At 53.1% G+C, this 25,307-nt stretch carries 34 protein-coding genes; 7 read left to right on the top strand and 27 right to left on the bottom strand.

Annotation, left to right across the window (positions count from 1 at the left end):
• The first annotated feature begins 403 nt into the window (after nt 1-403).
• Nucleotides 404-679, top strand: coding sequence for a hypothetical protein (locus Q1A44_RS21760; protein ID WP_299629521.1), 276 nt, complete (start codon nt 404-406; stop codon nt 677-679).
• A 145-nt stretch (nt 680-824) separates the two neighbouring features.
• Here Q1A44_RS21760 and Q1A44_RS21755 read toward each other — a convergent pair whose 3' ends face one another.
• From Q1A44_RS21755 to Q1A44_RS21695, 13 genes are all read right to left on the bottom strand, one after another.
• A complete protein-coding gene (locus Q1A44_RS21755; protein WP_299629519.1) occupies nt 825-1,115 on the bottom strand; it encodes a hypothetical protein in 291 nt (96 codons plus the stop codon).
• Between the two features lie 59 nt (nt 1,116-1,174).
• Nucleotides 1,175-1,522 (bottom strand): hypothetical protein, encoded by a 348-nt coding sequence (locus Q1A44_RS21750; protein ID WP_299629516.1) that lies wholly within the window; start codon nt 1,520-1,522, stop codon nt 1,175-1,177.
• Between the two features lie 125 nt (nt 1,523-1,647).
• Entirely contained in the window at nt 1,648-2,121 is a 474-nt protein-coding gene (locus Q1A44_RS21745; protein WP_299629514.1) for a DUF3768 domain-containing protein, read from the bottom strand.
• A 12-nt stretch (nt 2,122-2,133) separates the two neighbouring features.
• Nucleotides 2,134-2,730 carry a hypothetical protein gene (locus Q1A44_RS21740; RefSeq protein ID WP_299629512.1) on the bottom strand — a complete coding sequence of 199 codons (597 nt, stop codon included), beginning with the start codon at nt 2,728-2,730 and terminating at the stop codon, nt 2,134-2,136.
• A gap of 23 nt (nt 2,731-2,753) precedes the next feature.
• A complete protein-coding gene (locus Q1A44_RS21735; protein ID WP_299629510.1) occupies nt 2,754-3,626 on the bottom strand; it encodes an AAA family ATPase in 873 nt (290 codons plus the stop codon).
• Entirely contained in the window at nt 3,626-5,467 is a 1,842-nt protein-coding gene (locus tag Q1A44_RS21730; protein ID WP_299629508.1) for a type IV secretory system conjugative DNA transfer family protein, read from the bottom strand. The genes Q1A44_RS21735 and Q1A44_RS21730 overlap by 1 nt, the downstream gene beginning before the upstream one ends.
• A 130-nt stretch (nt 5,468-5,597) precedes the next feature.
• Nucleotides 5,598-6,275 carry a hypothetical protein gene (locus tag Q1A44_RS21725; protein WP_299629506.1) on the bottom strand — a complete coding sequence of 226 codons (678 nt, stop codon included), beginning with the start codon at nt 6,273-6,275 and terminating at the stop codon, nt 5,598-5,600.
• Nucleotides 6,276-6,285: 10 nt separating this feature from the next.
• Entirely contained in the window at nt 6,286-6,834 is a 549-nt protein-coding gene (locus Q1A44_RS21720; protein WP_299629505.1) for a recombinase family protein, read from the bottom strand.
• Between the two features lie 139 nt (nt 6,835-6,973).
• Nucleotides 6,974-8,854, bottom strand: a complete 1,881-nt coding sequence (locus Q1A44_RS21715) for an ATP-binding protein (protein WP_299629504.1) — start codon at nt 8,852-8,854, stop codon at nt 6,974-6,976.
• Nucleotides 8,855-9,139: 285 nt separating this feature from the next.
• Nucleotides 9,140-9,862, bottom strand: coding sequence for a toll/interleukin-1 receptor domain-containing protein (locus Q1A44_RS21710; protein ID WP_299629503.1), 723 nt, complete (start codon nt 9,860-9,862; stop codon nt 9,140-9,142).
• Complete coding sequence (locus Q1A44_RS21705; protein ID WP_299629502.1) at nt 9,863-10,693, bottom strand: hypothetical protein; 831 nt, start codon at nt 10,691-10,693, stop codon at nt 9,863-9,865.
• Nucleotides 10,694-10,740: 47 nt separating this feature from the next.
• Entirely contained in the window at nt 10,741-11,028 is a 288-nt protein-coding gene (locus tag Q1A44_RS21700) for a type II toxin-antitoxin system RelE/ParE family toxin (RefSeq protein ID WP_299629501.1), read from the bottom strand.
• A complete protein-coding gene (locus Q1A44_RS21695; RefSeq protein ID WP_299629500.1) occupies nt 11,018-11,170 on the bottom strand; it encodes a hypothetical protein in 153 nt (50 codons plus the stop codon). The genes Q1A44_RS21700 and Q1A44_RS21695 overlap by 11 nt, the downstream gene beginning before the upstream one ends.
• Before the next feature lie 860 nt (nt 11,171-12,030).
• On the opposite strand from Q1A44_RS21695, the gene Q1A44_RS21690 reads away from it, so the two are divergent.
• Entirely contained in the window at nt 12,031-13,065 is a 1,035-nt protein-coding gene (locus Q1A44_RS21690; protein ID WP_299629499.1) for a replication initiator protein A, read from the top strand.
• Between the two features lie 383 nt (nt 13,066-13,448).
• Here Q1A44_RS21690 and Q1A44_RS21685 read toward each other — a convergent pair whose 3' ends face one another.
• Nucleotides 13,449-14,234 carry a MauE/DoxX family redox-associated membrane protein gene (locus tag Q1A44_RS21685; protein ID WP_299629498.1) on the bottom strand — a complete coding sequence of 262 codons (786 nt, stop codon included), beginning with the start codon at nt 14,232-14,234 and terminating at the stop codon, nt 13,449-13,451.
• A gap of 153 nt (nt 14,235-14,387) precedes the next feature.
• On the opposite strand from Q1A44_RS21685, the gene Q1A44_RS21680 reads away from it, so the two are divergent.
• Nucleotides 14,388-14,660 carry a metal-sensitive transcriptional regulator gene (locus Q1A44_RS21680; RefSeq protein ID WP_025054237.1) on the top strand — a complete coding sequence of 91 codons (273 nt, stop codon included), beginning with the start codon at nt 14,388-14,390 and terminating at the stop codon, nt 14,658-14,660.
• Nucleotides 14,661-14,664: 4 nt separating this feature from the next.
• Here the strand turns inward: Q1A44_RS21680 and Q1A44_RS21675 are convergent, their stop codons facing one another.
• The 6 genes from Q1A44_RS21675 to Q1A44_RS21650 form a co-directional block, all read right to left on the bottom strand.
• A complete protein-coding gene (locus Q1A44_RS21675; RefSeq protein ID WP_299629497.1) occupies nt 14,665-15,525 on the bottom strand; it encodes a CopD family protein in 861 nt (286 codons plus the stop codon).
• Nucleotides 15,526-15,539: 14 nt separating this feature from the next.
• Complete coding sequence (locus Q1A44_RS21670; RefSeq protein ID WP_299629496.1) at nt 15,540-15,884, bottom strand: copper resistance CopC family protein; 345 nt, start codon at nt 15,882-15,884, stop codon at nt 15,540-15,542.
• Between the two features lie 12 nt (nt 15,885-15,896).
• On the bottom strand, nt 15,897-16,337 hold the full coding sequence (locus Q1A44_RS21665; RefSeq protein ID WP_299629495.1) for a cytochrome c: 441 nt from the start codon (nt 16,335-16,337) through the stop codon (nt 15,897-15,899).
• Between the two features lie 23 nt (nt 16,338-16,360).
• Entirely contained in the window at nt 16,361-16,828 is a 468-nt protein-coding gene (locus Q1A44_RS21660) for a DUF411 domain-containing protein (RefSeq protein WP_299629494.1), read from the bottom strand.
• Nucleotides 16,829-16,886: 58 nt separating this feature from the next.
• On the bottom strand, nt 16,887-17,222 hold the full coding sequence (locus Q1A44_RS21655; RefSeq protein ID WP_299629493.1) for a hypothetical protein: 336 nt from the start codon (nt 17,220-17,222) through the stop codon (nt 16,887-16,889).
• 64 nt (nt 17,223-17,286) lie between these two features.
• Nucleotides 17,287-17,871 (bottom strand): hypothetical protein, encoded by a 585-nt coding sequence (locus Q1A44_RS21650; RefSeq protein WP_299629492.1) that lies wholly within the window; start codon nt 17,869-17,871, stop codon nt 17,287-17,289.
• Nucleotides 17,872-17,948: 77 nt separating this feature from the next.
• Here Q1A44_RS21650 and Q1A44_RS21645 point away from each other — a divergent pair, with 77 nt between their 5' ends.
• A complete protein-coding gene (locus Q1A44_RS21645; RefSeq protein WP_299629491.1) occupies nt 17,949-18,491 on the top strand; it encodes a Crp/Fnr family transcriptional regulator in 543 nt (180 codons plus the stop codon).
• A gap of 105 nt (nt 18,492-18,596) precedes the next feature.
• Nucleotides 18,597-19,034 (top strand): GFA family protein, encoded by a 438-nt coding sequence (locus tag Q1A44_RS21950; RefSeq protein ID WP_366942626.1) that lies wholly within the window; start codon nt 18,597-18,599, stop codon nt 19,032-19,034.
• Between the two features lie 61 nt (nt 19,035-19,095).
• Here Q1A44_RS21950 and Q1A44_RS21640 read toward each other — a convergent pair whose 3' ends face one another.
• Both Q1A44_RS21640 and Q1A44_RS21635 read right to left on the bottom strand, forming a co-directional pair.
• Nucleotides 19,096-19,602 carry a methyltransferase gene (locus tag Q1A44_RS21640; protein ID WP_299629490.1) on the bottom strand — a complete coding sequence of 169 codons (507 nt, stop codon included), beginning with the start codon at nt 19,600-19,602 and terminating at the stop codon, nt 19,096-19,098.
• Nucleotides 19,603-19,643: 41 nt separating this feature from the next.
• On the bottom strand, nt 19,644-20,279 hold the full coding sequence (locus tag Q1A44_RS21635) for a cation transporter (protein ID WP_299629489.1): 636 nt from the start codon (nt 20,277-20,279) through the stop codon (nt 19,644-19,646).
• A 74-nt stretch (nt 20,280-20,353) separates the two neighbouring features.
• Here Q1A44_RS21635 and Q1A44_RS21630 point away from each other — a divergent pair, with 74 nt between their 5' ends.
• The gene (locus tag Q1A44_RS21630) at nt 20,354-20,770 is read left to right on the top strand and encodes a helix-turn-helix domain-containing protein (protein WP_299629488.1); all 417 of its coding nucleotides are present in this window, start codon (nt 20,354-20,356) and stop codon (nt 20,768-20,770) included.
• Between the two features lie 14 nt (nt 20,771-20,784).
• Here the strand turns inward: Q1A44_RS21630 and Q1A44_RS21625 are convergent, their stop codons facing one another.
• Both Q1A44_RS21625 and merF read right to left on the bottom strand, forming a co-directional pair.
• A complete protein-coding gene (locus tag Q1A44_RS21625) occupies nt 20,785-21,006 on the bottom strand; it encodes a GDCCVxC domain-containing (seleno)protein (RefSeq protein WP_299629487.1) in 222 nt (73 codons plus the stop codon).
• Nucleotides 20,982-21,323, bottom strand: coding sequence for a mercury resistance system transport protein MerF (gene merF / locus Q1A44_RS21620; RefSeq protein ID WP_299629486.1), 342 nt, complete (start codon nt 21,321-21,323; stop codon nt 20,982-20,984). The genes Q1A44_RS21625 and merF overlap by 25 nt, the downstream gene beginning before the upstream one ends.
• Nucleotides 21,324-21,616: 293 nt before the next feature.
• On the opposite strand from merF, the gene Q1A44_RS21615 reads away from it, so the two are divergent.
• On the top strand, nt 21,617-22,045 hold the full coding sequence (locus tag Q1A44_RS21615; RefSeq protein WP_299629485.1) for a helix-turn-helix domain-containing protein: 429 nt from the start codon (nt 21,617-21,619) through the stop codon (nt 22,043-22,045).
• A 96-nt stretch (nt 22,046-22,141) separates the two neighbouring features.
• Here the strand turns inward: Q1A44_RS21615 and Q1A44_RS21610 are convergent, their stop codons facing one another.
• The 3 genes from Q1A44_RS21610 to mobQ form a co-directional block, all read right to left on the bottom strand.
• Complete coding sequence (locus Q1A44_RS21610; protein ID WP_299629484.1) at nt 22,142-22,546, bottom strand: hypothetical protein; 405 nt, start codon at nt 22,544-22,546, stop codon at nt 22,142-22,144.
• Complete coding sequence (locus Q1A44_RS21605) at nt 22,546-23,256, bottom strand: AAA family ATPase (protein ID WP_299629483.1); 711 nt, start codon at nt 23,254-23,256, stop codon at nt 22,546-22,548. The genes Q1A44_RS21610 and Q1A44_RS21605 overlap by 1 nt, the downstream gene beginning before the upstream one ends.
• 292 nt (nt 23,257-23,548) lie before the next feature.
• Nucleotides 23,549-25,126, bottom strand: a complete 1,578-nt coding sequence (mobQ, locus tag Q1A44_RS21600) for a MobQ family relaxase (protein ID WP_299629482.1) — start codon at nt 25,124-25,126, stop codon at nt 23,549-23,551.
• Nucleotides 25,127-25,307 lie beyond the last annotated feature (181 nt).

The raw sequence follows: 25,307 nt of genomic DNA, 5'->3' as shown, positions 1-25,307 counted from the left end.
CGAGGGTGGGGCTTCGTTTGGGGGAGAAACCCCAAGAGCTGATTTTCAAGGGTGGCGATAGACCCTTGAAGCCATGGTTCGGTGCAGGTGGAGAGGGCACTCTCCAAGCCCTGCGAGTGGTTTGCGGTGATACGCATTTCGTTTGTTGAACGCCCTGAATGGGCAGAAACGAACGACGCGACAAAGCAAATCGCAGATGTGCCATTGTCGCTCGCCACCGGGGCGAAACCCGGCGCACGCAAACTCGAAGCCCGTAGGGTGGCCGCAGGCCAAGTTTGCATAAGTGCGCACTTCGCGAAACTCCCGCTCTTCAATCTATCGTCGTTCTTCCACTTCATATTTCGTTTCTTCACATTTGTATTTTACCAGAAAATTTGCCATAATATCAAAAGGATGGATGACTATGGCACGTAAGACAGACGAACAGCGGCTTACAGAGCTGCAACAGGCGAAGGACAAGCTCGCGGCACGTGAGAAAGCCATCAAAGCTCGGCTTGCTTCCAAGGAACGCAAAATCAGGAACCGTCGCATCTCGATCATCGGTGCCGTGGTCGAAGCCCATGCGGAACGCGATGAACAGTTCCATGACTATCTCTGGACCATCCTCAAGAACCGCGTGATACGCGATGCCGACCGCGAATTTCTTGGTCTGCCGCCCTTGCCGAAATCGGACGGGTAGGGGTGCGCTTCAAGCTCACCAGCAAGACAAGCAAATGCCCGCCTCTCCTCCTCCACAATTACATTGCCCCTGCCTGGGTAAGGGCAACGTAATGGCGGCTCCGGCGAGACAGGCATCTGATTGACCATCTCTACCCCCAAGGGGTCTACGGTGTTTCAACCTGATCCTGGGAACGGGTTCGAGAGCGGGTGACGCGATGTTGCTCTGCCTCCTTGCGCACTAGCTCGAAGTCCACTGCCAGAGGTTTGCGCATGGCCTGCTGTACATTGTCTCCAAGATCATTGGACGCGTTCTCTAAGATGCGATGCCCACGATTGACTGCGTACTGTCGCGCGGCTTCCACGGTGGCGTGAACCTGGGTCTCAACCGTGCCGCCGATGGTGTAGTCCAGTTCCGCCTTGTGATCGCCACGCGCCTGTTCAAAGACGGAAACCATTTCTCGTGTGACAGGGTTATGTTGGCCCTCACGAGGCCAATGGTTGGGACTAGGGCGTCTCATACCTCCTGGCCCTGTTCATGACTTTGACGCTGTGCCTGGCGCGCCCTGTGCGCCTGCGCGTCACGCCGGATCGTATCCATATCCTGGACAGGCCGCTTGTCGGGTTGTTCGCGCTGTTCTTGGGCCAGCTCTTGCATCCGATTGATGGCCTGCGGAAGGAGGGCGTTGAGTTTCAAAAGGTCGTTGCGGGTGAAACTGTTCGTCCGTTTGTATTCCTCGCCTTCCTTGTACGTCTTGCTCACCTGGGCGTTATGCCAAGTGCCGTTCTCGCTTTGGCGCTCAAACAATGCGATTTCGACGGGATAGTCTTGAAACTTATCGATTGGGCCGTTTCCATTGCTCATGGTTTTGTCCTTTCTGAGATGATGTGAAGGGAAGCCTGACGCCGCTGCGTTCATCACGCCAAAAGCGGGTCAGAGCTTCGATGGGATCAGCCCACGCTGCGCGCAACGTGGGCTGATCTGGGTCGCTAAGAGGATTCCACTTCGCTCGCTGAGAAAATGCTTAGAACCCGATAGGAACGATGCGTATCTTCCGGATCGGTAGCCGGTTCTTCGCAGTTTTCATCGGCGAAGTAGTCGATCTGCCAGACGACTTCCCCTGCCGATTTGTGCACCACAAGACCAAACGCATGCTCTCGATCATCAGGATCAAAGTCACGGTATTCACCCACCAAGGAATGAATGCCAGAAGCCGTAGCATCACCATGTTCCTCTAGGGCAGGGCTGAGAATTTTCATGCCAGGAATGCTGGCATCGCTCTCGGCTCGACGGAACGCATCATTGATTGATGCAAGCGCAGACGGTGCAACAGGATCGGGATTGTCAAATTCATGGACCGTCAGCTCCGGCGGTTCTTTGGCCTTCTTTCCACCATACTGACGTTCGATGCCCGAGAAACCGCGCGACACCTCATTGAGCAAGCTGTCAAGATTGAAGCTCATGTGCTTACCTCCTTACCGAATGTCCATTGATGCTTCTTCAGCGCCAGGGAAGAAAATCTCCCGCGCACGGCGCGCGGCGTTCATGGCAGCGATTGGAGCATAGGCGAGCGCATCTTGAATTTCTCTTTGGAGCGATCCTTCGATGCCTAAAAGCTCATAGTATTTCTCCGCACCAAGCTGCTTGCGAGCGACGCCGTTGCGTGTGAACCAGACCTCATAGTGCACATTAGGAACTGTGTTATGCACCTGTTTGAGATAGTTGTGCACGACCCCAACAACCTCGCGTGTGGAAGCATGGGTTTTCCCATCCTCCAGGTCAGCCACATCAAAATCACTTTTGATTTCTTGCTGAAGCTTGTGCTCTTTCCAATCGAGCTTAAAACGCACTGAAGTAACAGGTTCACCATCGCTGTAAGCAACCAATTGGAAGCCGGACAAAAGCTCATGCTTCACGATAGTGGGAAGCTTATTGATGAGCCATCTCGCATCCCCAGGAGCATAGTTCGCAAATTCTTCAAGGACGCTTTGCGCGGTATGTTGCAGAACCGCCTTACGGGTGAGCGTTTCCACATATGTACGAGGGATAGCCTTTTGTTTCACTTGGGACATTTCAATTCCTCCATTCACGGTTGTTAGGCGACAGATTTCAGGTGGTTTTTGCCGTCATCGGTCAGGCTCAAAGCCTGTGCCGCTGTGGCCAGTTCTTCGAAGCTTGCGCCTGTCGCTGCTGCTTCGAGATCACGGGCAAGACGCGCAAAATCTGGATTGAAAAGGCGGGTCTTTATCGACCGAGCAAAGCGCTTTGCATGGGTCTTCGCGACCGCCATTCCGAGGCTTCGGAAAAAGGCAATTGACGCATCCGGATAGGCTTCGACCAGCTTCTTGATGTCTGCGGGGTGTGTCCTTGGATACATCGCCTGCACGATGGCAACGGCGTCTTGGCCCCGTGGATCATGTTCCACATGAACCATGCGCATGTTGCGTCTCAGCGGCCCGTAGAGCTTGCTGAGATCATTGCACGTGATGAAAATGACCGGCGGACGTTCTAACGCAAGCGTCTCGGCTTCTTTCTCCGTTGGATCATCATGTGTTTTAAGTTCAAACGGGTTGTCAGCATACGCCATCAATGTGCCATTCAAGAGCGGCGAGCTGACGGTGTTGGACAAAGCGTCATCAACGCGCGCCTCGCTCATATCCAAGTCATCGATGAGAATGGCACTCATCCATTTTTCGGACTGGCTTGCTCGCTTTATGGTATCGCGCAGCGTGATCGATGACTGACCCGCATAGACGCCACCGAGAATGGAAGATGGCAGCACATCAAGATGCACATCGAGCCGAGCGCAAGTCTCCTTCACACCAGTGGTCTTACCCGATCCAGGTGGTCCGCCCAGTGCAAGCATCGGCGGCACGGGAAATATCGGATTCACCCGACGCGCAGCATTCATGAATAGGAAAGCCTGGACTTCCTCTGTCAGGTGATCAGGGATGTGATATCCAGTCATTAGAACCTCCTTTGGTTGGTTTTCGATTGTTGAATAAGGCGGCGGACTGCCGTCTTCGGTAATGCTCTTTGCTGAGCAACACGGGCGCGCTGCACCATCTGTGGTGAGGGCAGGGGAAGTGGGCGCGGGCGGCGCTCAATCTGCTTGGGAGGCTGTTTGGGGTGGCACCCAAGGAACGAACGGGTGAATGCACGCAAGGCGGATTCACCATGCGTCTTGCTCGGATTGATCATCCAGACAGGCAGGGTTTCATAGCTCTTGGCGATTTTGACAAACATGCTGCGTTTGCCGTTGCGCATCACCACAGCATTGTTGCGACCAGCCTCAAGGAACCGGCGCACCTGGTCAGGTGTGACGACTGGCTTCGTCCAGCTCGCCACCGTCCACAGGAACGGAATGAACCATTTCTTGCGCTTTACTGTGGTCTCGCCGAACGCCTTATAGGCAACATAGTCATAGGTTTCAGGGTCGTTAGTCGCCATGAAAACGACGTGCTGTGCATTGCCCAGAATGGACATGTAGTCGTCTGGGAAAGCTTTCTTGAAACCGCCCATGTCCTGGACAACCAGGGTGAGCTGCACGCCCATGCCAGCCATGAGAGCGGCGGTATCACCAAGGCCAGGAAGCGCTTGGCCTCCGATGGCCTGGGCTTCTTCGATCATAAACCTGGTCTTGGTTTTGAGATCGCCCTCGATCCACTCCATAACGGCCAAGGACAGGCTCACGATTGAACCAATCCATGGCCGCAACGTGGTGCGCATGTCACCGACGGGCGCGGCAATTGCGACGACGAGGTTTTTTTTTGCGTTCTTCAAATCGCAAAGATTGACGTCATTGCCCTGTGAAACGGCTTTGACATGTTCATGGTCCAAGAACGCGGTTTTGCTGCGAATGGTCGCCAGGACGCTCTCACGCGTGCGGTCATCCATGGACAGCATTTGTGAGCCGAATGACGACACATAGCCATCATAGGCGGCGCACTGCTCCATCGCCTTCCACAGCATCGTCATAGCCAGCTCAGCGTCACCGCCAGCTTCTTGTATAAACCCGTGCTGTAGGAGCCGCCGGGCATCGACCATGCTGGAATTACGGATCGTCAGCTTGGCAAAGCAATTGATCCGCGCCCAACCTTCACGGCCCATATTCTGGAAGAACTCTTTCTCGTTCGTACCAGGGGGAAAGAAAATGCTGGCGATCCGATCGAAGATCATCGTGGTCCGATCGTCGCCCAAGCGCTGATTGATGAAATCGATCTGTCGGTGGAAATTAATCCTCTGCGACGGTCGGCTTGTTGTCTTCAACGGATCGAGAACACACAGCTCGTGGCCACGCTCTTCGAGCTTATAGCCAACCTCTTCTGTGATTTCGCCTTTAGGGTCAGTAAAGAGCGCGCACGCATCATCTGGCATCAAAGCCAGCTCAGTTTTCAATTGCAGCGACTTGCCTGAACGCGTGCTGGCCACATAGATTTTATGGCGCTGTGACGGTTCCCCCACCAAGCTATAGTGCGGAATTCCCAGGGGCAGGCGGGTCTTGCCTATGAGGCTGTGTCCGACGCTGTAGGTGTAAGCCAGTTGAGCAAGCGCGCCGGCTTTTCCGGCTGAATGAACGCCGCTGCCGAAGTTCTCTTCCTTCCACTCTTTGAAGGCGGTCCAGGCGCGCCAAAACATGCGCCAGGGCAGGCGGGGCCACTTCTCGTCCCACCTCGGATCATAGGCACCGAAGTGCTTGAGAGTTGTGAAAACAACTGTGCGGAAAACAGCGTTTGCTGTTCCCACCATGACGATTGTCTTCACGACTGGAACGCCGATCTCGACAATCTGAGGCACGATCTGCGCCATATCTTTACCCCTTTAGGCTGGGGCGGAGCCATGCGCATGTCACCGCAATGGACGACTCGCCAACACTAGGCTGGCACGGCCATCTGATTACATTTTTGTATCCGAAGTCAAATACAAATTTGTAATCGCCTTAGCTTGGGATAGTGACTGAAGGGGGGTATCCAAGCTCCACAAGAATGGAGGACGTCTTGTCTATCGATGCCTTACCGTTTCGAGCGCGGTTCACATCCGTCTTACTAAAACTGGTACGGTCTGCAACTTTCTGCTCTGACAAACCCTCATGCGCCATGACAGCGTTCAATGCGTCAGCAAGAGCTTGACGATTGAGCTGCGCCTCAAAAATAGGCGCGAGTGATCTGCTTTCTAACTTACCTTCATTCTTCAAATTCAGTGAGGCTGTTAAACGCCCCGCAATAGTTTTTATATCTTCAAATAGGAAATTCCTAAGACCCGTGGCAGTATTGGCCGCAAAGTCATCTTCCCCCACATCATGGCTATTTTCTCTTAGAAAGCGTTCGAAAAGATAAAGCACAGGTGTAGGGCGCTGATTTATTTTTTCTCTATATATTATACTCTTAACTTCACACAATGCGCAAATTTTATCTAACTTCTTTATCGCCTCTGCTTGGAAAGCGGGTAACTCCCAATACTCCGGCGTTTCCGTAAGAAACAGCAATAGCTCCGCACTGTAGCGTGCCACAAGAGTGGCCTGATCCGTTGTTGGATGGGCATCTTCTTCGACGCAAAACCTCGCCAGTTCTTCAACCCTGTCAATGTGACGTAAGCGTTTGCTCCAATCTTGGACCAAAATGTAATCCTCACCCTTTCAATCGCACTATCGTGCTGTGCGAAACACCAAAGTCACGCCCGATCTCACGGGCGCTATCACCTGCCGCCAACCGTTCCAACGCTCGATTACGTTGATGCTCTGTCAACTTTGGCTTGCGGCCTGGCCTCACACCTTTGGAGCGTGCCAGAACAAGACCCTCTTTAGCTCGTCGCACGATGCGCTTGCGTTCATCACTGGCAATCGCTGAAAGTAGCCCCAAAAGAGCCTTCCCTAGGTCGGTTGTCAGATCAAAGTAATCGCGATCTAGAACACGAACTAACGCACCCCGCTCAGCAATCCGGGTTATGATCGTTATACCGTCAGCGTAAGAGCGCGTCGCTCGATCCCATTCGGCAACTACGAAGACAAAGTCAGTGCCCAGGGCATCAATGGCCTTCTCAAGTTGCGGTCGGCCTCTGACGGTTTTACCAGTCGCCTTGTCAGAGAATATCTTGTCGCAGCCTTCAGCCCGCAAGGCAGCGATCTGACGGTCTAAGTTCTGGCTGGGGTCACTGACCCGCGCGTATCCGATCTTCATACTGAAGAGGGTATCATATCATCATTTTAATTTGCACCGTAAAAACGCACCACGCAATCACCCTGGTTTTCTTAGCTTTGCGCTAATGGTGCAAAAAGCATGAGTTTTGCACCATTGGCGGGTATTCTGATTGAAGCGCTTATGCCTCAACACCCGCCATCATCTCTGCAATAGTGGCGAGCCAACCTCTAATCTCATTGTTTGGGTCCGTCTGTGCCAGCCTTGCAGTTGTCATTTGACGCACAGCCACACCATTGAGTTGCCGCTTTGCGCTGCTTTCCTTCTTCCGTCTTTTCTCGTCGTCGAGAGTGGCCCAAGGTGCACCGCCGCTCGCTACGTGGACGGCCTGAGCAACCATTGAAGGCACGTCATCGAAATCCGCAAACAGTCCGGGAAAGGTAATTGCGATCTGATTTTGCGCGTAGGCCTCGCAGATAGCTTCGTGGTGCAGATAACTCTCGAGTTCACGCTTTTGGGTTGCCACTGCTTGACAGACAGCTCGCGCATTTATGGCTTCAAGATGCGCTGCATACTTCGGGGCACTCGGTGGCTGATTGTCGCGATCACAGATATGAAACTCAGGCCTGTTGAATGGAGCAAGACGGGAAGCCCATAGCGCGAGATTACTACCGCCAAGGGGTACAAACACCAACTCGCCATCTAGTTCCAACTGTTCAAGGTCGGGTACGTTTTCGCCAGAGGCTATCAAGAGTTTGGCTATCCCCTTGAGGAAGGTGATGTCGTGAGGACCTTCCACCCCAATGAAAATTTTCACGTTGTGGTCCGGCAATACCCCAAGAGATTTTGCAATATTTTCAGATGTAGCCGGTGCCCCTTCAACGATGTCTCTGACCCCATCATCCCTTTGCTTTATGAAGCGCAGATCAGCCTCATCCAAGTATCTAGCGAGCATCGGCGTATGCGTGGTAACAATGACCTGCCTGCCTTCGCCTGCGGAAAGGTCGCGCAGGGCGTTGAGAAGCAGCCGTTGATTTCGAGGGTGCTGACTCGTCTCAGGTTCTTCAATCGCGTAGATGACCGAGCTGGAATTTTTTGCGGACGCATCCTTCTCGGCTTTTGCTCTAAAGAAATTTAGCAATATAAGGCGCTTAACGCCACTTCCTCGTTTGTTGAGTGGTATTCCTTCATCCCCTGTGATGCTCGTAGAGAAAAGAGTGTCCCACTTCTTTGTGGAAACGACCGGATTAAGGGTCTCAGCCACAGACGGGTCCATTTCGCGCAACTTCTCAACTGTCGCGGTCGCTATTTTAGAGACTTCCGCCTCCACAAAGTCTTGGACCTTCTGAAGGTCAGCTTCAACGGCCTTTACCGCTTCACGAATAGCTGCTTTTAATGGGTCCTGGGCCTCTGCATCTTGATCCGTACTAGCACGATCAGACTTGAACAGGGCAAATGTAGGCAGGTAGGGTTGCAAGGCTGTCCAGACCTGCTTTCCGCCTTCCGCGTCGAGCGGCACTGCGACTTCAGCTTTTTGCAGGTCAGCACATGAACCCCATATCGCGCCACGTACAAGGGCATTAATACGCCTGTCGATCCCAGCCAAGTCGACGCCAAGATCACCTGCTCGCCTGGCTAAATCAGCCTTTTTCAGCGATAATAAATCATTGTACCCGGTTGCCGTCGGATGCTCTGCAATAGCTGCGATAGACGTAACACTCGGCGTGCTTATGCTGCCGTTATACTTCTTTTGCACAACTAACGTGCCACCCGGACTTAGTAGGCTTTCTGCCAATAATGTTGTGGGAAAATCAGTATCTACCACCAATTCACTAGGAATATCTCCGAATTCGCAAGTTATGCGCATCTGCTTTGGATCGCCGAATTTACATGCATCGTCTTTGTCCGGCTTTCCAACCTCAAAGAAAATCGCAAGCGCGTCCATCAGCGTTGATTTTCCGACGTCATTTCTGCCGACCAACGCGGTCAAGTCTCCAAGTCGAACTGACGTAGGTGCTGCATAACAACGAAAATTCTCGACCGTCAAACCAATCAATTTCATGAATATCTCCAATACTCGCACTCAGGTTGCATAGGGGATGTTGTAACAGTCAATGGCGCAGTACGTGTATGGTTGCACGTGTTCCCGCCCATCCAGATTCAAACGTAGGCTGGTAAGGACCTTTTTTGTGAACTTTCATGGACCTAAAAACTCTTAACAATTTGATATTATGACATAATATCGACTATCAACTATAGGAACGCTTGAAGGCACATTCCGAAGCTTAGCATTTGGTCTTTGGGACGCCCGCAACTTTCGGCTGATAAATCAGGCTTCCCACGTTCGCTAGAATGGTATCTCTTCATCGAGAGAACTGACCGTCGCTCGCTTTGCCTCGTCTAACCTGTCTTTTGTTCTTGGGTCTTCACCCAGAAGTTTATCGATTTCTTCTGCTATTTCTTCGGCTGTCTTCCTTCCGCGAGACAACGCCTGTTGCTTTGAAATGAATCCTGTTGGGTCTTCACCCATCCGCAGGGAAATCACTTTGATGCCCTTCCCAACAGCAAAGCCTATTTCCTGCTGCGTCCAAAAGCTCTTTGAAAAACCAGCCGTATGTATCGAAACAAATGCATCCATCGTGTGCAACGCACGTTCGATCTCGGTTTGCCATTCCAAAGTTGGGTGAATGTCCTCGTGAGCAACAAAACCAGATATGCGGTACTGGGCTAGGCAATCCTTCAATCTGGTCGCCTTCACCTTTTCAGCCGCTACATGGCTGATGAACAGACGGAATTCTTGTGTGTTTTGCCAATTTCTTGGGGGTTCAACATGTTGGCCTGTGCTGGTGATATCAGGCATATCTAACTCGCCCGCAATCTTGATGATCAGTTCGTCATCTGATCCAGACAAAGCAGTTTTCGAGTATACCCATTTGCTGTTCCGCTCCGCGTTTTCCAGCGGGAAAATCTGAAATTCGGCAAGGAATGCGTCGATCTCATTAAACGTGAACCTGCTTTGCAGTTCACGTCCAATCTTGTCTATCAATGCTAACTTTTCCGATACGCGCATCTACATCCCTGTAACCGTCGCAATGCGGTTTATAACCTCACTTGCAAGTCTTGCTTGGCCTTCGCCGTTGTTCAAATAGGTAATGCATCGTAGCGCCTTTAAGTCGAATGGAACATCGTCCATCGACTGGGTGATCAATATGACTTCTTTGCCCAAAGTGTGGGCTATGCCAGCCTCATAAAATACATTGGGGTTCTTGCCAGATAAATCGCAAACGACGATTTGTGATGTGCAGATCAGCTCGATTATATCCTGCATAATATGGCTATGCTGCCAGAAATCGTCTGCACGTCGACACTCAAATCCAGCCGCCTCGATGGCGCCTCGAAGGGCTTGGTGCACACCGTCGAAGCCACCAAATGGCATCATCAATGAAATAAGTCGCGGATTTATTGGAGCTTCACTGAGCTGGAAAACGGTAGGCCGAGGTGCACTACCAAACCGATTTTTGAGAAGTACATATCCGAGATCAACATCCTTGATCGCCCAATGATTTCTTGAGAACTCAAAATCCGCCATTTGCAGTTCGTCGGCCAGATCATAGATTTCGCCATTTGTGATAGGTGGAATGTCGGCGTCAAATGCGTATTGAAACCGCAGTTCTCGTCCAACTTGTTGGACACGAGACAACCAACCAAGACGTGCGACTTCGTTTGCCGTCCCTTCCTCCATAAAAAAGGTAGGAAGGCTGCAGAGCCTGATGAAATCTATATTTCCATCGGGTCGAAACGCATCTCTAATCCAGTCATCTGTGTATTCGAATATGCGGCTGGCATCGAGCGTATCTTGGCGGTTGCTTCGCGTGCCACCAGCAACAATCAGGTTAAACATTCTGCCTCGTCCTCAAACTGGCGGCTACGCCATACATCAATTCTTCATTACGCCTCTGGCGGATACATCCGAGATGTATGAAGCACGCGGTCAATGTCGATGTGATACTCGTCCACGATGCTGTAAACAATTAAATAGGGAACTCTGGGCAAGCTCAGTTCGCGGGTGTCGCCCACCCTACCCTGTCGTCCCAAGAACGGGAAACTTTCAAGCTGGAAGGCTGATGTCAGGATTGCATCAATGACGCGCTGTGCCGCGCGCGGATTATCCTGCGCGATGTAGTCTTTGATGGCATGAAGGTCGGATCGAGCTTCGGCGGTAACTCTAACGTGCATTAAATCCGAGTTCGTCGGCCACATCGTCGAGAGTGTGATAGGTCATCTCGCCGCGAGCCTTCTTGTCCAAGGTCTGCTGGACTTGCCTGCGCACCCATGCGTCATGCCCATTTTCTGGCTGTTGGCCAGTTTCAGAGGTCATCTCGTTGGTGCCAATTTTGGTGTCAATTCTGCTCATAGGACCAGTATATCAGATTCAAGTTGCCGAGACCTAGTGTTTTCTAACCCCTGTGCCTACCCCAGATCATTGGGTAGTTAGTCCACCCTGCCCTTGCAGCGCGGAACCTATCAGAACTTGCAACAAGGGGGCTAAAGTTGCCCTGCTTCGTATGGTCGCCATCGTGAAGCTGAGTGCGACTTGGCATGGTTCTAGCCACAAGGGCAGAAGCGCAGCGTCCCTTGTGGGTACGGTTTTGCCAAGTTGACCGTAAGCTTAGATGGATGACCTTGAAGCCTGGCAAATGTATCCCTGCTTTGGTGGGAGTCTGAGGAAAAGGCTGTTCTGTCCCCTGCCCCGAGCGCCGGTTCCTGAAATCCTAGGCACCGTCCCAAGCCGCATGCCTTATTCTGAAGGCAATTGCGCTGTCCTTTCAGCAGGTGAGACGCTGATTTTTTAAGTGATCACTATCAGCTTGGTTTCTAACAAGTATTTGGCGGCGAGCTTGCTCGCTGATAGCCAAATTCCTTTTGAGTCATCGCCTTATGGCGATGTCAGTTTAAGGCGAGCGTTAAGCGAGCCTAGTGTTATTTAGTTTAAGGAATCTGTTAGTATAGTTACGGAGCAGATTTCGACCTGTAAATGTCTGTATTTAAAAGGAAAGTGCGAAATTCTGGTTCCCAGTGTCACGAATATTGGTTCCTGAAGTCATGAGTAAAGGGTTCCTGAAGTCACGAATTTCGGTTCCCAGAGACACGAGGGACAAAATGGAGTTATCCACAGGTCATGGTTCCTAGTTTCACGAATAAGGTTCCCAGTGTCACGAATTTAGTCATAATGCCTCTATGAGTCGTTTACTGCCAGATCGTCACCCGACGAAAGATTTCTTTGTCCTCGACGTGCGCGATGCATCCCCCAAGGATGATATCGCGTCGATGGAACACCCGATCTTCTCGCTATCGGTTAAGCCCGACATGCGGAACCTGGAGTATGAGAACAACGGAAGGAAGATCGTTATCCGTCCGAGCGCCATCGGCCTTGCGACGATCATGGACAAAGATATCATACTCTACTGCATAAGCAAACTTATTCACCTTCAAGATCAAGGCGTTAAGGTTGATCCGTGGATTGAAATCACGGCTCATGAAGTGATGGTTGCAACCAATTGGAACATTGGATCAAAGGACTATAAGCGCTTTGAAGACAGCCTTCTCCGGCTTCGTCAGACCACAATCATCACTAATATTGAGACAGGCAATGTAGAGCATATCGGCGGCTTTGGCATCATCGATGCGTTCGAAGTTGAACGGGTTGATGAGAAAGGAAAGAGAGGTTCCTTTGGCCGTATGTCCAAAGTACGCATCAAGCTGTCAGATTGGACGATGAATGCGGTTAAAGCCGGTGAAGTCCTGTCTATCAGCCCTCTTTACTTTCGCCTGCGTAGACCGCTTGAGCGGCGCATCTATGAGCTGGCTCGCAAGCACGTTGGAAACCAGAACATTGTCTGGGAATGTGGCCTGGAAAAGTTCCAAAAGAAGGTAGGATCGAGTGCTCCAAAGAAGAAATTTCGCTTCTTTATGAAGGAGATAATCGCAGACGGGAACATTCCAGACTACGAGTTTGAACTGGCGGGCGACAAAGTGCTTATCAAGAAGGTTCCTAAATTCCTCGCCGTAGGCAAGGTGCGCCTCAAGTCCGAAACCATCGACCGAGCGCAGGCAATGGCTCATGAGAAAGGTCTGGATTTCGCTGCCCTTGAAGCTGAGTGGCAGGATATGATCACCCGAATGGGCAAGCCAGACAGCCCGGACGGTGCTTTTATCGGTTATATTAAGAAGAAACCCTCTGCGAGACGGGGTGATCAGGGCGACCTGTTCTAGGAATAGGTTCCTAGTTTCACGAATCGGCAAGTTTTGCTCGGTTCCTAATTTCATGAGTGAGTCAAGGTTCCTAGAGTCACGAACCGATTGATATCCACACGAAGTTCAAAGGCTGACTAAGAGAAGCCTTTGACGAAGGCGATCTCTGCATTCCGGAAAAGGTCCGCTGTGAGCCCGACTCGGCCATTGTGATTTTGTGCTGCGTGCGCTCGCAGCGAGGAAAATGCGGCATGAGCGAAAAAACTCATGCTGTCGCGCGGCGAGAGAAACCGCCATTCGAGGATGACGCAGCATGGTTTAGGAGCCGAAATTATAGGTCGCGGGATATTGATCCCGTTTCAGATATGAATCCTAAGGTCTGCTTTGATTGCCGATTGCTAATTTCAAATCATCAACCAAAGCATCACGACGGCCATCCCAACCATCATCAGGTTCTCGGTGAGGCTGACAGACCCTAGCGGGACGTTGGAGTTTCCACCGACACAGGCGCATTTCAGTTCGCGTTTATCGATGTAGACGGCTTTGAAGACGCTGATGGCTCCGATACTCGCAACCAGGAGTGCTGCGGGGGCGGACACCCAAGTCAGGATCATGCCAGTCATGAGGATACCTGCGCCAGTCTCTACGAACGGATAGATATAGGCGTAAGGCACCCATTTCCGCGCGAGTAAATCGTAGTTGAGGAACATCGTCGTGAAGCTTTCGACATCGCGCAGTTTCTGCATGCCGAGAAGGATCATCGACACCGAGATGAACCAGCCAAGTGTCTGCCATGTGATTGCTCCGAGAAATCCAATGGAAAGTGCCACTGCGGTAAGCGCCGCAACAGCGAACAAATACAACACAGGTCGATAGGTTGTTGCTGTAGGATCCCAGCCGGTCAGTTTCTCGCGCAACTCTGTGTAGCCGCCAACGCGTTCGCCCTCGATCCAGGCCTGGGGTGTCGTATTGACGTCGTGCTTAGCCTTGAAGGCATCCACTTCGGCGCGGGTTCGGAACAGCCGGTCATCGACGTCATAGCCCTGGCGTTCAAGAAGCCAACGCGCCTTTTGCCCGGATGGGCATAGGTGATCTGGTAAGGCCATTCGGTAAAGCACAGCAGTTTTGCCGACCGCTTCTTCAGCCGGATTTGTTTCAATTTCAGCAACATCGCGTGCGTCTTTAGGCATTGGCTTCTCCGGTTCCGTGCTTCGTATGCGGGGGTGGTGCTTGCGTTTGAACTGCTTCGCTATATATACCCCCCTAGGGTATATAATCAAGACCGAGAGATTTGATCCCGTACTCTCTCGACTTTTTCTCTGCCACCATGCGAAAAGAAGGCCATGCACAACAATCGCGAAGCCACGCTAAAACGTCTCAATCGCCTTGAAGGGCAGGTCCGCGGGATCGCCCGAATGGTCGAAGAGGATCGTTATTGCGTTGATGTATTAACGCAGATTGCGGCAGTTCGCGCAGCACTCAAGGGCGTCGAGAAGCTCGTGATAGATGATCACGCGTCACACTGCATCGAAGATGCGCTTGCCTCGGGGGACCGAGAGGATCAGCGAGCCAAATTCACTGAATTGCTCGAATTGCTCGACAAGGCGCGCGGCTAAGTCGTTAGAGATTGACGGGCGGTGTCGTTACACTGGTGATCGTTGCAGTTGCCAACAGGATCAGGACCACAGCTAGCATTTCTATTGAAATAGACCGTCGAAGCGCATGTGTTGCGCCAGGCTTCTCGGCGCGCAACGCAGGAACGAGCCTAATCTTATTGAAGGCCGCAAAGCCCAGAAGTACCGCAACAATCGCGACTTTGAGCAAAAGCCCCAGGCCATAGGCTGTTCCAAATAGGGCAGTGACGGAGCCTGAAAGGAGCCAGGCGAGCGCTGTACCTGCAAAGATCAGGAAAGCCACTCCGAAAGCAGCGACATTGCCAAAGTGGTGCAACACGTCAACGCCCGAGGGAGTAAGCGCCGCGCGGCGCAAAGGCACAAGCGCACCGACCCAAAAAGCTGCGGCCAGAATGTGAAGAGCAAGCATGACAGCAAGAACCATCCTGGGATCACCCAGAGCGTGGCCCACCTGAGCAAAAGATATGGCCACGGCAAGGCTGCCCACCAAAGCAATCCATTGCCCAATACGAGGCACCAAAACCGCCAGTATTGCAATTTCGCCAACTCCACGCCAAATCGCAGCCGTGCCAAGTGGGCTTTCCCAAACAAACCCGAGCATCATCGGGTCCGTTGCGCCCTCAAAACCCATCCCGGATATGCGTGCCGCACGAATGCCAAAACGTATAGCCAACACAGCCAGGCCAACCAGTGCTGCACCGACCGCGAGCTGCCGAGCAAGGCGTAACACAGACGCCTCAGCGCGCTTCGCAAAGACGACGGAAAACAGAACGCCCCCAATCGCGAGCAGAGTCGCGCCATAGCCAATTGCTTTGGCCACAATGGCCAAAACGGCGAGACCGTCCATGGGGGCCAGTCCGATCACTCAGTGACCGTGAAGGAGAAGCTACCCTGCATTGGGTGACCATCTGAAGCCATTCCACGCCAGTCAAAGCGGTAGCTTCCGGGTGCAAGTTCTTCCAATGGCATTGCTCGGAATTCCGTTGCTGGTTCCATACCGGTCTCGCGTTCGATTTCGATGTCATCATCGGTTGCAGTCAGCGTGACTGAAATGATGCGCATCGGATCATCGAACCGCATCGAAAGCTCCGAAACTTCCGTGACAGTCGCACCATCAGCAGGTGTCGTTGCTTCGGACTTGGAATGCGCTGCAGCAACCACCGGAGCGGCTGCGACGGCCAAGCCAAGAAGAAATTGTTTGATCATCTGAATTTTCCTTTATTCGGACTGGGAATTGAGTCTGTCGTGATGCTCTCGAATATCACTGGGCCAGGTTGATTTAATGAAGGATAGCACGGCAATGATCTCTTCATCGCTGAGCACTTCTTCATAGACAGGCATACCGGATGGGGGTGCATTCTCCATCAGTCCGGCAAGCCCATATTTGGTCAGGGTGAAGAGCGTTTCATCGTCGTGGTGCCACGTGTGCCCGGTCGCGTCATGCGGCGGTGCTGGTAGCAAACCATCTTCGCCCCGCATCCGCCAGTTCGGTTGCCCTTCGAGGCGCGCCCCGTGGCACGCAGCACATTGAGCCACGTAGATGCCCTGACCAAGGACGACCACTTCGGTGTCATCTGGTGACAACAGACCGACCGCATCGGACGGTTGGGCCATGACAAAGGCGGCGGCGAAACCGGCGAGCGCGAGCCCGCCGGTCATAAGAACTGCCTTGCGACTTGCCTTCACGTGTCGAAGGGCTGTGCTGTACCAGCTCGGTAGTACACCGTTCCGGTGCCCGCCTCTCCGCCAAATGCAATGACGTCGTAACGGGCGGACGGATCATCTCCCATGCCGGGGGAACCCATCGGCATGCCCGGAACGGCAAGCCCGGTGACGTCTGGGCGATCCTGCAGGACTGCTTCCAATGCTTCAAACGGAACATGCCCTTCGAAGACATATCCATCCGCTTCAATGGTGTGACAGGATGCCAGTTCAAGCGGTATGCCGCGTTCTGACTTCTGCGCCTCGGGGTCGGTCAGCTCCGCGACAGTGACAGCGTAGCCGCGTGCGCGGGCCAAATCGGCCCATGCGTGACAGCATCCGCACCCGGGAGAGGCGAGAACGTGCATAGGCGTACCTGCGCGCGCAGGAAGAGCGGCCACGACAAAAGCCGCTGCGGAAAGATTAGTGAAGTGACGACGTGTGATCATGTCTGTCGGTCCTTTGATTTGAAAGTTGAATGGATTGCGGACAAGCGCCCGTTGCCGTTCAAACTTTCGGAGGACCGGTCGGAACAGCCCGTGTTAGGTTCGAGAACTCGAAATCAGCATAAAGTACACCAATGACCATTTCGCGTGAGGGACTAAATGGCAAAATCGCCGTCGTGACTACAAGATCACCAAAACAGGGCGTTGATCCCATGCCGCCCGTGGTATCACAGCAGTCCGCAAGCGCCTTCCCTGCATCAGCCACCAGATCGTTTTCCGTCATTTCGGCGTGGTGGTCAGCGTGATCCGATCCATAGTTCAAGCCATGCATAACAGACGCGGTGGACGCACCGGCAAATGCAACAACAAGAATGATCGACAGCACTAAGCGAAACATACCAAATACCTACTGGGGGTATATGGTTTTGACAAGTCACGAGGATGTGTCGCCGTTGGACAACCTAGTTGCACCCATTATGGTTGCGCCACATCTCCGGATCATGCCCGTCAGGAACGGCGTCACATGGATCATCTGAGTAGCCGCGCAGCACCGAATACTGGGTCACTTGAGTGTCAGTCAGCAATGGCAAAGTCAGCAGGTGCGCGTTGAGGTGAACCAGGCGCAAGTCTGCCCGCGCCTCACCTGCCTCCACGACGAGCCGTTCAAGTGTCCCTGCATCCGGCGCACCAAGTTGAAAAGCTTCGTCCAGCGATTGTTCCGCCGCGACGAACCGCTCCCCAGCAGTTATGGCGTCTGCCCGCATCTGCGCCCGGATCACCTCGATGTCGTCGCGCTGCTGTTCGGTCAGACCGATTTCATCGGCAAGCTCAAGGAGATGCGTTGGCCCGGGAACGCCATTTAGCTCGGCGGCGCGTGCAAGACCCCAACCGCCGCCACGTGCGATCTCTTCCAAGTCGTCCTCGGAAAGGGATTTGATAAGGCGCGTTTCTTGCCCTGCATAATCCGATGGGGCTGAGCCGTGGTTTTGAGCAAAGGCAAAGGTGGGCAAGAACAGCATGAGAAATGCGAAGCGCTTGGTTGTCATGTTTGATATCCTTGTTTGATCCGGTATTCGCGCAAAGACATTGCATATGATGTGCAATATGAAACATGATATAAATCATGTTAGATCATTGGCTCACATCATTCGAAGGCACATCTGTTCGAACACTAGACGCAGACGAGTATCTTTTTCGGCGTAACGACAAGGTTGAAATGGCCTTCCTCGTAAGAGAAGGCCATGTGCTCCTTCGCCGTGCTCTGAAAGATGGCGGGCTTCTCACATTACACACTGCCAACGCGGGCGATCTGGTCGCCGAAGCGTCCTTGTTTGCAGATCATTACCACTGCGATGCGGTGACGGATCGGCCGACAAAGGTCTCGGGCATACCCAAAGCGAAGATTCTGGAGAACTTTGGGAACGGTTCTTCGGGGAAACAACTTTCAGTGAGGGCATTGGAGCGAACGACCAGAGAACTTCAGGCACTGCGGACGCGCATTGAGATCATGCGGTTGCGAAAGGTAACAGATCGGCTGGATGCCTATCTCGAACTTAATGGACCTCCAAAAGAAGGTGGGTGGGTGCACGTCGCCGATTGGATTGGGGTGACGCCACCCGCTCTTTATCGCGAACTTGCGAAGCGTCGACGGGACGATCAGGCATGAACCTAGACGCAAATACCCATTTTCAGATAGCGGACTTTCGTTGCCCTGCAGCAACCAGGTAGGTAAAAACTATGAGTTGTTGCGAAGTTGGTTCTCCTTCCTAAAATGAACTGGAGAGGAAAGATTATGTTGCCTGAGCAGTTTTCCGGTGGGTGCGCGTGTGGAGCAGTCCGATACAAATCCGAAGGTGTTGCCCGCTACATGGGTAACTGCCATTGCCGCGATTGCCAGCAGGCCACTGGAAGTGCCTATTTTCCAGCTGTGCTAGTGAAACAGACTGATTTTAGGGTTGAGAAAGGTGAACCAAAGTGGTTCGAGCGCCAAGCTGATCGCGGCCATGCAATGCTTCGCGGTTTCTGCTCTGAATGTGGATCACCGCTGTTTCTGATCAACAAGGCAAGCGAAGGAGCAATGATCTTGTTCGCGGGTAGTTTGGATGATCCGAGTTGGTACCAGCCAAGCCGTGACATTTACGTGAAGAGCGCACAGCCTTGGGATCAAATGGACCCCAGTCTCCCGAAAGCTGATGGAATGCCTACCTAGCTTTTTAGCGTTGTTACATTTTTGGTGTCAGTCGCAATCCGACCTTGGCTCGTTGCGTACCTCAGAAGAACCTCCCCACACGTGTCGCGTACTGTTCAAACGCGCTTCCGTATTGATCCTTGAGCCAAGGTTCCTCAGAAAATGGTGCGGCAATAAGTACTGCTATTCCAGCCAATCCGACTACCATTGCCCAAGGCGCTGCTGACAAGATCATCCAGCCACTGACGATGCCAATATCAGCCATGTACTGCGGGTTCCGAGAGTAACGATACATGCCCTCAGTGCGCAGGGTGCCTTTGGCTCCACCAGTCTGCGGCACCCCAAAGTATGAGACTTCCATCCATACCACAATGTTGCCAAGGAGGATGAGAGGCAGGCCAACGCCAAACCGCACCCAACTTGGAATGGCCAGATCAGCCCAGCCCCAGACCCCAAGCAAGATGAGAACCCCAAACAGTGTGAATGTCGGCACCCAGACAAGGAACGGAGTAAGTGCCGTATAGCACTTGGGTGGCCATATCCGCGTCGCAGGAAAGGCAATCGACCAGAGGATTGCGGCTAGGGTCATAGCAGCAACCCCAAGACCCAGAGTAATCAGTAAACTCTGCATCATACCTCTACGTGGCCGTGGTCGATCACCTCCCGCCGTTCTGCGAGGGCTTGGCGCACGATCTGGAACGCTGACGACAGAAACAGTCCTGCCATGATTGTTGCCACGATCAGATCAGGCCAGCCTGTTGCAGTGCCCCAGACGCCCAAGGCAGCGAACATAACGGCGACGTTGCCGATGGCGTCATTGCGGGAGCATAGCCAGACTGAACGCACATTCGCGTCACCGTCCTTGTAGCGCACCAGTAAGAACACACTGGCAAGGTTGGTGAGCAATGCCAGAAAGCCAACAGCACCCATGATCTCGGCTGTAGGAACCCCGACATAAAATACGCGGTAGACAGTCGATCCAAAAACCCAAAGCCCCATCAACAAGAGGCTGAAACCCTTGAACAGCGCGGCATTGGTACGGGCGCGAAGTGAGGCACCAATGACTGCCAGAGAAATGCCGTAGGTCATTGCATCCCCCGCAAAGTCGAGCGCATCGGCTTGCAAAGCCTGTGACTGCGCCAAATGACCCGCAGTCATCTCAACCGCGAACATTATCGCGTTCAATGCAATGACGATCCAAAGTCTTCGTTTGTAGTCGTCAGATACGCCGTCAAATTTGGCGTCATGTCCGCAGCAGCCAGCCATCGGGGAATCCTCTTTCATCTCTAGTCGATGATAGTGTAATGTCTCTAGTGACTAGAGGTTCAAGAGGTTTGTTCATGTTTTCTATCGGCGAGCTTTCAAAGCGCACAAAGGTCAAAGTTCCGACCATCCGCTACTACGAAGAAATGGGTCTTCTGGCAGAAGCCGAACGCACGAGCGGCAATCAAAGACGCTACGACAAAGCTGGATTGGAGCGTTTGAGTTTTATTCGGCATGCCCGTGATCTGGGTTTTTCGATTGAAGCCATTTCTTCGCTTATTGAGCTGCAAGAACACCCAGACCGATCCTGCGAGACAGCAACCGACATTGCTGTTTCGCAGCTTGTAGACGTGCGTGAGAAGATCAAACGGCTCAAGCTATTGGAAAAGGAACTCACGCGAATTTCGAAGGGCTGTGATGGGCACGGCATATCCGAGGATTGCTATGTGCTGGCGTCATTGGCTGATCATAAGCTTTGCGGGCGCGAGCATTGATATGAACAACGCTCTTAGCAGCAGGATTTGCCTTCTTGGATAGGTGGACATGGGACAGTTGCGTAGGAACAATAAACACAACAGTCCCCCTCAAGCGGCTTCAAGACGGTCTGACATGACTTGCACTCATAGAACCACTGGCATGCGTCAGTCGGCATCGTCTCGGTTTCAACGTGTCCGCAAGATGGACAAGTGAGCGTCGATTCCAAGTCTATTTTTGCTGCTTCTGTCGCCATAGCGCGTACCCCGTCAGTATGAGAAATCCTGCCAATATCGGCAGCAAGACAGCATCGCTGTAGACGACACCAAGCAAGCCTGTCAGGCCAAGTGCTGTTAGCACGACCGGCAAGAGAGGCGTGAAGCAACAGAGGATCGCCAAAATCGTGCCGCCCACCCCGAACGCCAGTAGTTTGTTTTTCATCGTGTCGATCTCCACAAATCCCACATAAAACGCTGCGCTGACGCCTCCCAGAGCGACGAAGACAGCGCTATCAAAAAGGCAACGGTTGCGAGCGACGTCCAGGCAATTGCGGACCGCCTGCGCGTTGCGCATGGCCTGCGCCGCAGCACCCGATACCACGCCCAAACGAGGGCAATCGCGACACCCGCAAGAATGAACCCTCGGTACGCTATGAATGGGCCAAGCATGGTGAGCCATGCACCGCCTAGACCCAGTATCGAAAGGCCGATAGGCAAAACACAACACGACGCAGACAACAGCGCCAAAAGCGCTGCGAAGGGCATCAGTAGGTTGGCAGCCATGCCGGGGTCCGCCACGGGTTGTTGATTTGCGTTCATGTTCATTTTGCCTTTCTACTTCCTGTAGCCACTACAGGAGCAAGCTAAATGTTCACTATCGGCAAAGCGTCAGAACAAAGCGGCGTAAACATGGAAACGATCCGTTACTATGAACGTGAGGGGATCGTTCCAAAGCCAGGGCGCTCCGAAGGCGGGCGTCGGTTATACACGTCCGATGACATTGCAAAGCTCAGGTTCGTACGCCGATGCCGGGATTTAGGTTTTCCGATCTCGATCATACAGACCTTTTTATCGCTTACTGCACTGAATGATCGATCCTGTGGAGAGGTTAAAACCATGGCTGAAAACCATTTGGTCGAGATAAACGCCAAGATTGAAAACTTGGTACGCCTTCGAGAAGCACTCTTGAATCTGTCCAGCAACTGTGAGGAAGGCACAGCGGCCTGCCCCATGTTGGAAGCTCTCATGAAGGATGGCTTTGCGGACGGCCCGGCTGAACAATGCGGGCGTTTGTAAAAGCTTCGAGAACAGCAACATCGTCAGAACAGCGGAAATTCGAGCTTTGGAGACCTAGTTGATGCGGAAGGCAAGCAAGGTGCGCCCTACCTCGCCCTAGTCCACACCCTCAAAGTTATGATCTGTCCAAAAGGCATCATCCGGATTGGCGATTTTCTCAACAAGGGCATCCAATGCGTATTCCAAGAGCTGACCCTGCACCCAGTCTTGCTTGTCACAGATTGCGTTGACACGGGCCTTGTCCTCTTCCCTGCCCTTCATCGCAATCGCTGCTGATCTACCAGTCTTGTAGAACTGCGACCGGCGCATCGCCTTTTTCTTCGGTTTAGCACGCTTCTGAAAACCGCGTTTTTCCGCGACATCTTCAACTGCTTTTTCAACAACAGCGGATGGCTTGTCATCAACTGCAGGCTCAAGAGGCTTCGGTGAAAAGCTGGCGAGCAAGTCTTCGGCCTCACTGTCATCGCCAAAGGCGCTACGCATTCCGCTATTCTCTGACATCAGGCCACCTCTTTCGACTTGACGGCCTTGTCAGGCTTTACATTCTGTTCGATTGCTTTGAGCACGCGCAGCACTTCAAGCGCGTAGACCTTCGCGTTGAAGTAACCCTTGTCCGGTGCGTTCACCTTCGCCGGATCAAGATTGAACAACGTGGTGCAGTATCCAAAAATCGCGGCGAATGCATCACGGTTGATGAGTTGGCTCTCAAAGACCTCAATGCCATGTTCGCGCATGTCCTCTTCCGCTTGCTTGAGCGTCCGAGACCGTGCCACAGCCGGTTGCAAGGTCAACAGCACGCGGATCGGGATTTCCCGTCCAAGCCGCTTGCTGACGTCTTTCACGTACTTGATAGCCTTACCTGCATGACGTTGATCGAGCGGCTTGCCATTCGACGTCACGATGACCAAATCAGACACCGACGCGGCCCGCGCCACAGTCAAGTTAGCGCTGCCTTCGCTGTCAATGATGACGAATGTGCTTCGCATTGTCGCGTCATGGATGGCTTTGACGATCTCGTCTTCTTCAAGAGCGGTGACGATCTCAAATCCATGGTCCTGGCCCCCCTGCCCTAACCATTCGCTGAACGGCTTATTCTGGTCGGCCTCGATTACAGTTACGCTGTTACCCTTGGCAAGAATTTCGGCAAGCAGGAAAGCCGATGTGGTCTTCCCCGTCCCGCCTTTCGTCTGAAAGAACGTGATGACTGGCATGCTCTAGCCTCTATGTTATTTTGCTCCGCACTTTTGTGCGGTTACGAGAATCCTACCAGAGCGATTCTTGCGTGGTCAATGGTAAACCGTTTTCCGTGTGTATAACCGTTGCCTTAACGGATAACCGCTTACTTATAGGATATCCGTTTACCAGTCGGTTAACGGTTTACGTATTGGTTAACCGTTGTCGGTTATTTCATATCCTTTGCAACATCTTATCCACGCGCTTTGCACCAGTTCGTAGGATCGTCAGATTGTGCAATCCTGTGGAATCTTCGAGAGGGCAGGGCGGTTAAATATCATATCCGTCATCTTCATGAGACTGACCTCGCTCCATACGTCGCTCACGCGAGCGTTCCCGGTGGGCCTGTGCTTCGCGCCTGACCGCTTCGATATCCAAAGGCTGAACCTGATCGACACGGCCTTTACCGTCACCTTTCGTTAGATCAACCGGGCGACGATCAGAGCCACTGCGCTGCTTCTCGCCGTATGATCGGCGATCTCGAAGGTCTGGCTCACGTTCACGCCTGGTTTTTTCGCGTTGCTCCCGAAGCGCCTGAAGATCAGGCTTGATCTTCTGAGGAAGGGCAGGGGGCGGATTTTGCTGTTCCTGACGCTGCTGCGCCTCCTGAGCGGCTCTAACACCCTTCCCGGCCTTCATGGTCCACCCTTCACGTTCACGACGCTCCTCGGCCTTCTGAAGAGATTTTTCCAACAAGCGGGCTTTCTTCATTTCCTCCGTCGCCCGGATGTCGCGCTGCGACTGTTGTTGTTTTTCTTCAACCTCACGCCGCCTGTCTTCTTCTGCCTGCACACGCGCCTTTTCGTATTCAAGCCGTTCAAGCTCCTGCTTGTCCTTTCGGGTGGTGAGAGTGATGTCGCGGATGAACTTGCGCCAGCCGCGCACTTGAAGACGGGACGCCACCTGTTCGTGCGCCCTGGAAATACCCTGCTTGCTTTGACCTATCTCTGCATCGAGCGAAGCCTCGAAAGCAGTCATGTCCTGACTGAGCTGCACCTCGAACTGTTTCTCACGCTCTTCCTGATCCAACCGAAGCTGGCCGCGCTTCGCGTCCTGCCATACCGCCAGCTTGCGCTTTTCAAACGCAATCTTGGCATCCAGCACGTTTCCGGCCTGGGTGATGTCATTCATCAGGCCATTGCGGGCTTTGATGGCGCGGTTTTCATTGCCTCGGTGTGATGACCTACCGTCGCGCTCAATCTCGGTGGCAATCGGGCCAAGGTGCTTTTGCGGCTCACGCATGATGCCTTGATCTTCAAGGCTACGGTGATCCACACGCTCGGATGATCCAATGCGCTCAAGCTCTCGATTCTGGTGATCTGCCCAGGCTTCGCGCCATTCCTCGATCATCTCGGTTTCGTGCCAGTCGCGGTTTTTGCGTTTTGCCCAACCGTCGCCAACAAACTCGCGGGTGGTGAGCATAACATGCGCATGATGATTGCGTTGATCTGCTGCCGGATGGGAGGAGGGGGCATGGATCGCGATATCAGCGATCATGCCACGCGCGATGCATTGCTCCTCGACAAACCGCCGGACTAAATTCGCGTGCTGTTCGTGGTTCAGCTCATGCGGCAAGCTGAGCTGAATCTCACGGGCGAGCTGAGAATTCTTGCGGGTCTCAGCTTTGTGGACGGCGTTCCAAAGCTCGGTACGATCCCGCATCCAGTCCGGGGTGTTAGCGGGGGCAATGATTTCAGTGTGCATCACGCCGCGCTTAGCAGTGTAGTCGTGAACAAGGCCACTCTCGCGATCCTCAATCCGTTGACCGGCGCGATACGCCGCCGCTGCGGTTGCAGATCGTCCAGAGCTACGGCCAATCATGTTCACGCTAAGACGGTAATCAGCCATGCGCACCTCCGGCGCACCGCATCAAAGGACGCTCCTTTGCACGGCTCAATCTGGTGTCAGGTTGTCCTGGTAGAACGGGGAAACGGTCTGCGCATCCCATCCGGCGAGGGTGGGGCTTCGTTTGGGGGAGAAACCCCAAGAGCTGATTTTCAAGGGTGGCGATAGACCCTTGAAGCCATGG

The sequence above is a fragment of the uncultured Tateyamaria sp. genome (assembly GCF_947503705.1).
Taxonomy (GTDB): domain Bacteria; phylum Pseudomonadota; class Alphaproteobacteria; order Rhodobacterales; family Rhodobacteraceae; genus Tateyamaria.
The sequence above is the reverse complement of the archived record's forward strand: the minus strand, read 5'-3'. Positions and strand labels throughout refer to the sequence as shown.